The 9,049-nt window shown below is 74.8% G+C and carries 9 protein-coding genes; 2 read left to right on the forward strand and 7 right to left on the reverse strand.

Annotation, left to right across the window (positions count from 1 at the left end; genetic code table 11):
* Positions 1-65 precede the first annotated feature (65 nt).
* The 7 genes from ACFWM7_RS30600 to ACFWM7_RS30630 form a co-directional block, all read right to left on the reverse strand.
* A complete protein-coding gene (locus ACFWM7_RS30600) occupies positions 66-860 on the reverse strand; it encodes a sugar phosphate isomerase/epimerase family protein (RefSeq protein WP_383266727.1) in 795 nt (264 codons plus the stop codon).
* 143 nt (positions 861-1,003) lie between these two features.
* Positions 1,004-1,618 carry a GAF domain-containing protein gene (locus ACFWM7_RS30605; protein WP_383266730.1) on the reverse strand — a complete coding sequence of 205 codons (615 nt, stop codon included), beginning with the start codon at positions 1,616-1,618 and terminating at the stop codon, positions 1,004-1,006.
* A complete protein-coding gene (locus tag ACFWM7_RS30610) occupies positions 1,602-2,525 on the reverse strand; it encodes a S8 family serine peptidase (protein WP_383266733.1) in 924 nt (307 codons plus the stop codon). The genes ACFWM7_RS30605 and ACFWM7_RS30610 overlap by 17 nt, the downstream gene beginning before the upstream one ends.
* A gap of 3 nt (positions 2,526-2,528) precedes the next feature.
* The gene (locus tag ACFWM7_RS30615) at positions 2,529-6,035 is read right to left on the reverse strand and encodes an AAA family ATPase (protein ID WP_383266736.1); all 3,507 of its coding nucleotides are present in this window, start codon (positions 6,033-6,035) and stop codon (positions 2,529-2,531) included.
* Between the two features lie 136 nt (positions 6,036-6,171).
* Positions 6,172-6,390, reverse strand: a complete 219-nt coding sequence (locus ACFWM7_RS30620; protein ID WP_383266739.1) for an aroma-sacti cluster domain-containing protein — start codon at positions 6,388-6,390, stop codon at positions 6,172-6,174.
* Complete coding sequence (locus ACFWM7_RS30625) at positions 6,387-7,112, reverse strand: iron-containing redox enzyme family protein (RefSeq protein ID WP_383266742.1); 726 nt, start codon at positions 7,110-7,112, stop codon at positions 6,387-6,389. Before ACFWM7_RS30625 ends, ACFWM7_RS30620 begins: the two co-directional genes overlap by 4 nt.
* Positions 7,109-8,272, reverse strand: coding sequence for a radical SAM protein (locus ACFWM7_RS30630; protein ID WP_383266745.1), 1,164 nt, complete (start codon positions 8,270-8,272; stop codon positions 7,109-7,111). The genes ACFWM7_RS30625 and ACFWM7_RS30630 overlap by 4 nt, the downstream gene beginning before the upstream one ends.
* Before the next feature lie 322 nt (positions 8,273-8,594).
* Between ACFWM7_RS30630 and ACFWM7_RS30635 the strand changes: the two genes are divergently transcribed.
* Complete coding sequence (locus ACFWM7_RS30635; protein WP_383266748.1) at positions 8,595-8,756, forward strand: hypothetical protein; 162 nt, start codon at positions 8,595-8,597, stop codon at positions 8,754-8,756.
* Between the two features lie 66 nt (positions 8,757-8,822).
* Positions 8,823-8,981: a hypothetical protein gene (locus ACFWM7_RS30640; RefSeq protein WP_164873495.1), complete on the forward strand. Its 159-nt coding sequence runs from the start codon at positions 8,823-8,825 to the stop codon at positions 8,979-8,981.
* Positions 8,982-9,049 lie beyond the last annotated feature (68 nt).

Here is a 9,049-nt window from a genome sequence, read left to right on the forward strand (position 1 = left end):
CGATTGCCGGGTCCGGCCCCCTCCACCCGTTCCGGGGTCGCTGCCGAGCTTCCCCACCGATACGGCTACGGCTGCTGCTTCGGCGCTCCGAGGCGCAGCAGGTATTCGCGGCCGGCGCCCAGCAGCCCCGGCAGCTCCGCCGCCCCCGGGTACCAGCGCTTCTCGTACTCCCAGCACACCCACGTGTCCGGACCCGTCCCGTCCAGGCACTCCGCCAGCGGAAGCACCCCGGCCCCCAGCGCCACCGGGGTCAGGTCGTCCGCCGACGCGACGTCCTTCACCTGGACGTATCCCAGGTGCGGGGCGAGCACCGCCTGACTGGCGACCGGCTCCTCACCGGCGAGCCAGGTGTGCAGCACGTCCCAGATCGCACCGACCCGGGGGTGCCCGACCGTCGCGACGACCCGGGCGGCGTCCAGGCCCGCCCGGTGCGAGTCATGGGTCTCCAGCAGGATGCTCACGCCCATGTCGGCGGCGGCCGGGGCCGCCGCGCCGAGCCGCCGGGCAGCCGTCGCGTCGGCCTCCGCCTGCTCCTGGTCACCGCCGCCGGGGAAGACGCGGACGTAGGACGCGCCCAGGTCCCGGGCGAGCTTCACCAGGTCGGACAGCTCCGCGAGGACCGGCTCGTCGTCGCCCTCGGCGGCCACCTGGACGTACCCGGCGAGGGCCAGGATCTCCACCCCGCCGGCCTTGAACGCCTCGACCACATCGGCCCGTTCCAGCGAGGAGAGCCCCAGGTGCACCGGCTCCTCGGGGTGGACGCGCAGCTCCACCCCCTGGTAGCCGTTCCCGGAGGCGAGCCGGACGACCTCGGCGACCGGCGTTCCCGGCACTCCGAGGGTGGAGAAAGCGAGCTTCATGGTGCGTGTCCTTCCCTTGTGCCGACGCCCCCGCTCCTGCCCGCCGGGCTCGTGGCTACTCCCGTACGGAAGTGGACGCGGCTTGCGTACCGAGGCCGGGGCGGGCCCCGTACACGGCTGCACGACCCCTTGCGAAGTCTGCCTCAGCCGACGCCCCGCAGCAGTCGCTCCAGGCTACCCAGCAGTCGCAGCGCGTCCTCGCGTTGCGCGCCCGCCAGCGCGTGCCCGTCGAAGACCGCGCGCTGTCCGGCCTCCGCCACCCGCTCCGGGGTGATCACCCGCAACGCGGCGGCGGCCTGCCGGGCGAACATCGCGAGCAGGTCCAGCTCCCGCACCCCCGACCGGGCCTGCGGGGAGGGGTCCAGCACCTCCAGGACCCCGAGGATCCGGGCATCGCTGATGAGCGGGGCCGCCATCAGCGCGTTCGGTACGTACGCGGTCGACTCCGCCAGCGAGCGGTCGAAGGACGGATCGGCGCTCAGGTCGTCGACCACCATCGGCTCGCCGGAGGTCGCCACCCACCCGGCGATCCCGCGCCCGGCCGGGAACCGGCGGCCCACGAGGAACTCCTCGCCCTGCCCGGACACGGCCTGGAAGACCAGCTCGTCCGCCTCCTCGTCGAGCAGGAACACCGAACTGGCCTCGGCCCCGAAGATCGCACGGGCCACGTCGACGACCGACTGGAGCAGCTCGCTGCGCGGCGCGTCGGCGACCGTGGCGGTGGAGGAGAAGGCGGCGGAATCAGTTCTCGGAGTCATCACGGGTATCTCCTGCCGGGGTGGAAGAAGGACGCGGCGCGTGACGCACGTTGGCCGCGGACAGATAGAGGGCGTTCTTGAGCTGGAAGGCCGTCATCCGCGGATGCGCGGACAGGACGCGGGCGCAGAGCCCGGCGACGTACGGCGTGGCGAAGCTGTTCCCCGTCGTGCGGATCGTCCGGCCGCCCAGCCAGGGCACGGTCACGTTCTGGCCGGGCCCGAAGAACTCCACCGGGGGGTCGGGGTTGTACAGGTGCAGTTCCGGGTCGTCCTCCTGGTGGCTGCCCACCGAGATCACGGAGGCGAACCGCCACGGGAAGCTCTCCACCGGGGTGTTGTGCGCCGAGGCGACGATCACCGTACGGGCGAAGTAGGCGCTGTCCGCCAGGCTGTGCAGCTCCTGGGCGAACCGGGTGCGGGTCGTCGACAGGCTGAGGTTGACCACGTCGAAGCGCTGCTCCACCGCCCAGCGCAGCCCGGCCATCAGGATGTCGCCGGTGCCGGAGAACCGCTCCCCGAGCACCCGCACACTGTGGATCTCGCACTCCGGGGCCGTCCGGCGGATGATGCCCGCGCACGCGGTTCCGTGCCCGCAGGTGTCGCCGGTCGTGGTCGGCTCGACGGTGATCTCGCCGCTCTCCCCGTCCTTGACCACCACCCAGGAGCCGGCCGGCGTGCCGACCAGCGGATGGTCCCGCTCCACACCCGAGTCCACGACGCACACGCGGACTCCCCGTCCGGTGGCGGGCCCGGCGGGGCGGCCGAGCGGCGGCCCGGCGTCGGCCAGCACCGGTACGTCGTCGGGACCGCGTCCGCGCAGGCTCCAGGTCAGGCCCTCGCCCGGGCCCGTGCGGGGTCCTGGGCGTCCCGGGTCCGTCCGGGTCCGTCCCGGTTCCGTGGTCGTCATCGGTCAGCTCCTCTCCCTCGTCGTGGCCATCGGCCGGGGCGGGCGTGCGAGGAACCCGGAGACCCGGCGCGCCCCCGGCAGATGCCCTTTGCCCGTGAAGTGCGTCCCGGCCGACCGGGCCGAGTCCCCGGCCTCCGGCAGCCGGCCCAGGGCGGCGAGCGTGTGCGCCCGGTCCAGCTCGGCCGTCGCCTGCACCAGCGGGGAATCGGTGAGCAGGGAGGCCCGCACCGCCCGCTCCGCGTATCCGGCCGCATCCTCGGGCCGGTCCCGCGCCGTCAGCCGGGCCCGCAGCCCCCCGAGGTCCACCGCGTCCGCCCGGCTCAGCCCCGATGTGTCGCCGACGCCCGCCAGCCATGCGGCCGCCCGGCTCTCCCGGCCCTCGTCCAGCTCCAGACGGGCCGCGTCCAGCGCCACCGCCGTCCGCATCCCGGCCGCACCCGTGCGCCGGGCCGCCGCGTCCGCCCGGCCGAGCAGCTCCAGCGCCGCGGCGCTCCGGCCGGACAGCGCCTCCACCGTCGCCCGGAACATCGGGAGGAAGACCTCCGCCTCGGCGAACCCCAGCTTCCCCGCGAGTCGTTCCGCCTCGGCGAGAGCGCAGTGCGCGTCCTCGGTCCGGTCCTGGAGCGCATACAGCACCGCCAAGGGGCAGTTGAGCGTGACCCGGACCGTGGGACGGCCCGCGCCGTGCGTCGCCAGCAGCGTCCGGCAGCGGATCACCGCGGTAGGCACCGGCACCGGCCCGCGCCACAGGGAGATGCCGATCGCGCCGAGCGCCCCGGCCCGTTCCGGTTCCGCTCCGGCCAGCACGGCGTGTTCCAGCGCCCGTGCCTGGTCCCGCTCCGCCTCCTCGTGCCGCCCGGAGCGCTGGAACTGCTGGGCGAGCCGCAGATGGGCGCGCGCCCGGCCGACCGCATCCCCGGCCGCCTCGAACACCGGGAGCACGGTACGGGCCACGGCGGCGGGCCCGGGGCCCGGGCCGCCCGGATCCAGGACCGCGAGCGCCAGGCGGGCGTGCGCGGCCTCCACCGGGTCGGTTGCCATGTCCCTTACCCGGCGCAGCAGTTCCGCCCCCTCGGCAGCGCGGCCGAGTGCCACCCGGACCTCTCCGAGCCGCCGGGTCGCCCCCGGGTCGTCGGGGCACAAATCCACCGCCCGCTCCAGCAGGCCGTGCGCCCAGTGCAGGTCGGACCTGGCGGCTGCCTGCGCTCCGGCTCGACCCAGTGCGACGGCGGCCCGGTCGCGCAGCCGCCGGGCCCGGTCGTCCAGCAGGCCCAGCTCGGCCCGGTAGCGGTAGGCGCGCTCCAGGTGGCCGCCGACCGCACCGTCGCCGCTGCGCAGAACACTGGGCAGCTCGGCCGCCCAGGCATGGCGTTCGGCCTTGGCCCGCTTGGACAGCGAGGTGTACGCGACCTCGTGCACCAGCCCGCTGCTGAACCGGTACGCAGACTCCTCCGCGCGGTCTCCCGGAGGGCACGACTCGACCAGCCGACGGCTCCCCAGGGCCTCCAGCGCCTCGTGCAGTCCATGTCGTTGCTCCGGCACCGGGGTCGCCGGGCCGGCCGTGTCCGGGTGCGTTCCCGCGTCTGTCCCGGCCCCTTGGCCCTGCCCGGCCCGCACGGACAGCTGCAGCCGGAGCAGCTCGGGGGCGGTGAACTCCCGGCCGATCACGGCGGCCAGATCCACCACCTCGCGCTCAGCCCGGGCCAGCGCACCGATCCGCGCGCCCAACAGGGCCTGGAGCGTGGGCGGCAGGTCCTCGTCGCCCGCCCCGCCCGGCCCTGCCATCCCGCCGCCGACGTCCGTCCGACCGCCGACCAGCAGCTGTTCGAGGTAGAGCGGGTTGCCTCCGGCCCGCGCCAGGAGCTGGTCGCTGTCGGGCGGGTTGCCTCCGGCCCGCGCCAGGAGCTGGTCGCTGTCGGGCGGGTTGCCTCCGGCCCGCGCCAGGAGCTGGTCGTTGTCGGGTGGGTCGCCTCCGGCCCGCGCCAGGAGCTGGTCGCTGTCGGGTGGGTTGCCTCCGGTCCGTGCCGGGGGCCCGTCCTCGCCGGGCGGAGCGGAAGCGTTCCGTGCCGGGGGCAGGCCGTTCACCCGGGCCGGGCTGCCCTCCGGGCCGGCGAGTACGGAGGCGAGCCGGGCGGCCTCTTCGTGCGGCAGCCCGGCCAGCTGGAGCAGCGATTCAGCGCCCGTGGGAGGCTCGTCGTCCTCGCCGGGCCCGTCCGGCCGCCCGGCGCAGAGCACCAGCCCGCCCGTGCGCCCCGAGTTGCCCGTCAGCCGGTGCACCGTGCGGACCAGCAGCGGGGCCGCGGCGTGCCAGTCGTCCAGCACCAGGACGACGGGGCGGACGCGGGCCGCCCGCTCCAGCACGGTCGTCAGGGCCGCGCACATGTCCTCGAAGGGCGCGTTCGGCGTACCGTCACGCAGCAGGCCCCCGTCGAGCAAAGCCATCGCGTCATCGACCGCAAGCCCTTCGGCCGCGTCATCCGCAGCGGCCGCGTGAGCGGAGCCGGCCGCGGTCAGCAGGGAACGCACCGCGTCGGCCAGCGGCGCGAGGGTGCCGTGGTCTCCGTAACTGCGGCAGCGCCCCGCGCCGTACACGAACCCCGGGGATGCCGAACGCCCGGCCAGCCATTCCCGTACCAGCCGGGTCTTGCCGATGCCCGCTTCCCCGACCACCCGCAGCAGCCCGACCGAGCCCCCGTGCACCGCGCGTTCCAGCGCGGTGTCCAGCGCCCGCAGCTCGGTGTCACGTCCGACGAAGGGGACGTCGAAGCGGCGCAGCAGTTCGGGGTCGTCCGCGCCCAACGCGAGCAGCCGGTAGGCCTCGACGCTGTCCCGCTTTCCCTTCAGCCGCAGCGGGCCGGTGGGTTCGGCGTTCACCGTCGGACCGGCGGCGATCAGCGTCCCCGGACCGATCAGGATCTCGCCCCGGCCCGCGTTCTGCTCCAGCCGGGCGGCGATGTTGACGGTCTCCCCGGAGACCAGGGCCTGGCGAGCGGTGCGGTCCGAACCCGCCACCACCTGGCCGGTGTTGACGCCGATCCGGGTGGCCAGTTCGATGCCGAGGGTGGCGTCCAGCTCCTCGTTCAGCCGGGCCAGCGCCCGGCGCATCCCGAGCGCCGCGGCCAGCGCCCGGCGGGCGTCGTCGTCCCGGACCACCGGCACGCCGAACACCGCCATCACCGCGTCCCCGATGAACTTCTCCGGGGTTCCGCCCCGCGCCACGATCTCCGCGCTCATCGCCTCGAAATAGCGCAGAGTCACCGTGCGCAGTGTCTCCGGGTCGAGTACGCCGGACAGCGCGGTCGACCCGACGAGATCGCAGAAGAGGACGGTCACCGGCTTGCGTTCGTCCCCGGGCGGGGGAGCGCCGGGCGGCTGCCCGGGAGCGGGGATCCCGGCGGGCCCGGTCGTCGCCGGCGGCCCGGCGGTCGCGCCGGCGGCGCACGGTGTCCCGCAGGACAAGCAGAACCGGGCCGTCGTCGGCAGGTCCTGCTGGCACGAGGAGCAGTTCATGGCGGGTCCTTGTCTCCCGGAGGCCGTGCGGTCGAAGGGGCAGGGCCTGGCGGATCGGTGGTGGACGGGCGGGTACGGGCCCGGCGGCGGTCGTCGTGCTGCCGGGCCCGTGCCACCGACCGGCCGGAGCCGGCCCTCAGAACAGCGCGCCCCCGGCGATCTCGCCGTGTGCCTGAACCTCGGGCCCCACGGCGTCCAGCCTGCTCTTGACGTCGAGCAGCACCGCCAGTTCCTGCGGGGTCAGCCCGCTCAGCACGTCGCGCTGCTCCTCGCTGAGCAGGTCCACGGGGAACCCGGCCTCGTACAACGCGTCGGGCAGTGGCCGCCGTTCGGCGCTCTCGGGCGGTCCGGTCATGGTGTGACTCCCATCGGTGAGACAGGTCCGGCCCCCCGCGGCGACGGCGCCGACGCGGAGCGCCCGAGCCGGACGAACAGCCGGGTGAGCGCGTCGAGGGAGTGGAGGGCACTGACCGCCACGGCCGCTTCCTGGTCCCGGCCGAGCGGCAGCCGGTCCAGCAGTCCGTGCAGCTCGTGCAGGTGCTCCGTGTCGAGCACCGAGTGCTCCCGCACCGTCCGCAGGGCGGCTGCGGGCAACCCGGTGTGCCGGGCGATGCGTTCGGTCAGCCCGGGAGCGGGCGCGTAGCCCTCCAGTACGGCGATGTAGCCGAGCAGGGCGACCGGGTGGTGGTGCTCGATCCAGTAGTACTGGGAACCGACGAGCGAGGCGACCAGGGGAGAGGGCAGCGGGCCGAGCGCGTCCTCGGCCGTGCCGCCCGCCGTGCGGAGGTCTTCCAGCAGCCAGGCGTCGTGGCCCTCCTCCTCCCGGATGTGCTCCGCCAGATACGCGGCGAGCGGCGCCGCGAGCGGGTCGCCGGAAGCGGCCCGGGCGCGGAGGCGGTCGAGGGCCAGCTCCATCAGCGGGACGGAGGCCCGGATGACGGCGTGCATGGTGCACAGATACGTCCGGTAGCGCGGCAACAAGCCGTCCGGGCGCCACATGTGGTGTGTGGCGCCGCGGAACTCGGGTTCCAGCAGCAGGAGTTTGGTCCGCAGCCGGGCGGAGGCCCCGGTACTCATCGGACGTCCCGGACGTCGGTCTCCGGCAGGGCCGGCCCGCCCGCGACGACCAACGGCGCGTACGCCGCGCAGCCGTGGCGGCGCACGACGCCCTGCGCCCCTTCCCGGGAGCTTCGCATCGCTGCCGTCAGGTCCAGCAGCGCCCCGGCGGCACCTCCCGCCACCGACCGCGCTCCGGCCGCCACCGCCTCGTCGCCGCCCAGCGCCCGGCAGCCGTCGCAGTAGGAGCCCGGCCGGGGGGCGGAACCGTACCGGTCGGCCAGATGCGTCGGCCCGACCGTGCGGAGCATGCGCAGCACCGGGGATTCCAGCGCCCGGCGGCGCACGGTCTCCCAGTCGTCCTCCGCGATGGTGCCGAGGTCCAGGTGCGCCGGCACGGGCCGGCGGTCGACGGTGTCCTGGTTGCAGCAGGCCAGCACCCGGCCGTCGAAGGCCACCACCGGCCAGGCGGCCATCGAGCACGGGGACGCCGCGGCGGGATCCGGCCCGGTGCGGGAGCCCCGGGCCCAGGAAGCGGCCCGGCCGAACGGCCGCACCTCGTTGACCAGGCACGGCACTTGGCCGCCGAACTCCTCCTCCACCGCCCGAGTCAGGTCGGCGAGATACGGGTCCGAGCCTCCGGTCCCGGTGAGGTGGAGGCTGACCGCCACCCCCTCCTCCCGGACGAGGTGAAGCGCGCGGAACACGTCGGCCCGAGGGACCTCGCGTTCGTGGTGGATGTCGAGGGAGGCCGAGAAGTGGTCGACCGAGCGGATCGCCCGCAGGACCGCGGACGGGATGGTCCCGCCCCGCCCGCCCCCACGAGCCCCGCCCCAAGGGCCGCGTCCGCCTCGCCCGCTCCCGCCGGCGCCCCGGGCGAAGAACATCCCGCTCAACAGGGCCGTCCGGGATCCGGTGCGCCGTGCCAGGGTGCTCAGCCGCTCGGCGAGCGCGGGCAGCAGCAGCGGCTCCCCACCGGTGAGCATGACCACGTCCGGCCGGTTCGCCTGCGTGAACGAGCCCACGAAACGCTCCAGTTGGCCGGCGTCCGGCTCCTGGCGGGTGAACAGGTCCGACCCGGTCGAGCAGTGCGCGCAGCTCAGCGGGCAGCGCCGGGTGAGGCCGATCAGCAGACCTGCGGCGGGAAAGGGCCGCCGTGCGACGAGTTCGGCGAGTTCCATGCGGGCCGCCTCCTTCGGGGCCGGGGCGCGTCGGGCGCGTACCCAGGCTGTGGGCCACCGGTTCGAGGACGGTCCGAAAGCGCCTCGGCAGCGGTATGGGCCCAGGTCAGGCCGGGTTCCAGGGGAGCCGGCCGGGCCCGCAGGGGATGCTCCGGCTGCCGCGAGCTGCTTCGATACCGCTGCCATACCGGCGGCGAAGCGATTGCCAGGCCGGGCTTCCTAACTTTCTCGGCAACGGCAGGCACCGGCCCGCCGCACCGGACGCCGGAGGGATTCCCCCCGGGCATTCCGGTCCCGCAGTGACGAGTGGATGGAGATCACCATGTCCGAGAACACGAAGCCGGCCGGCGACGAGACCAACCAGACCCCCGAGGTCGAGGCGCACTCCGTCCTGGACCTCCAGGAGACGTCCGTCAACGCCGACCGCGACATCATCGCGCCGCCCGGCAACTGCATCAGCGTGCTCAGCGTCGTCGAGAACTGATCTCACCCGCCGCACACCGCGTTCCCGTCACACCGCGTTCCGCATATCCAGTGGATGGAGATCACCATGTCCGAGAACACGAAGCCGGCCGGCGACGAGACCAACGAGACCCCCGAGGTCGAGGCGCACTCCGTGCTGGACCTCCAGGAGACGTCCGTCCAGGGCGGCGACACCACCGACGGCAACTGCATCAGCGTGCTGAGCGTCGTCGAGCAGCAGCGCTGAACTGAGCGCTGAACCCACCGGGCCGTGGGCCCCGGGGGGGCGCCGCCCAGACCACGCCCCCCCCCCCG

It is taken from the genome of Streptomyces sp. NPDC058375, from assembly GCF_042723425.1.
Lineage (GTDB): Bacteria > Actinomycetota > Actinomycetes > Streptomycetales > Streptomycetaceae > Streptomyces > Streptomyces durocortorensis.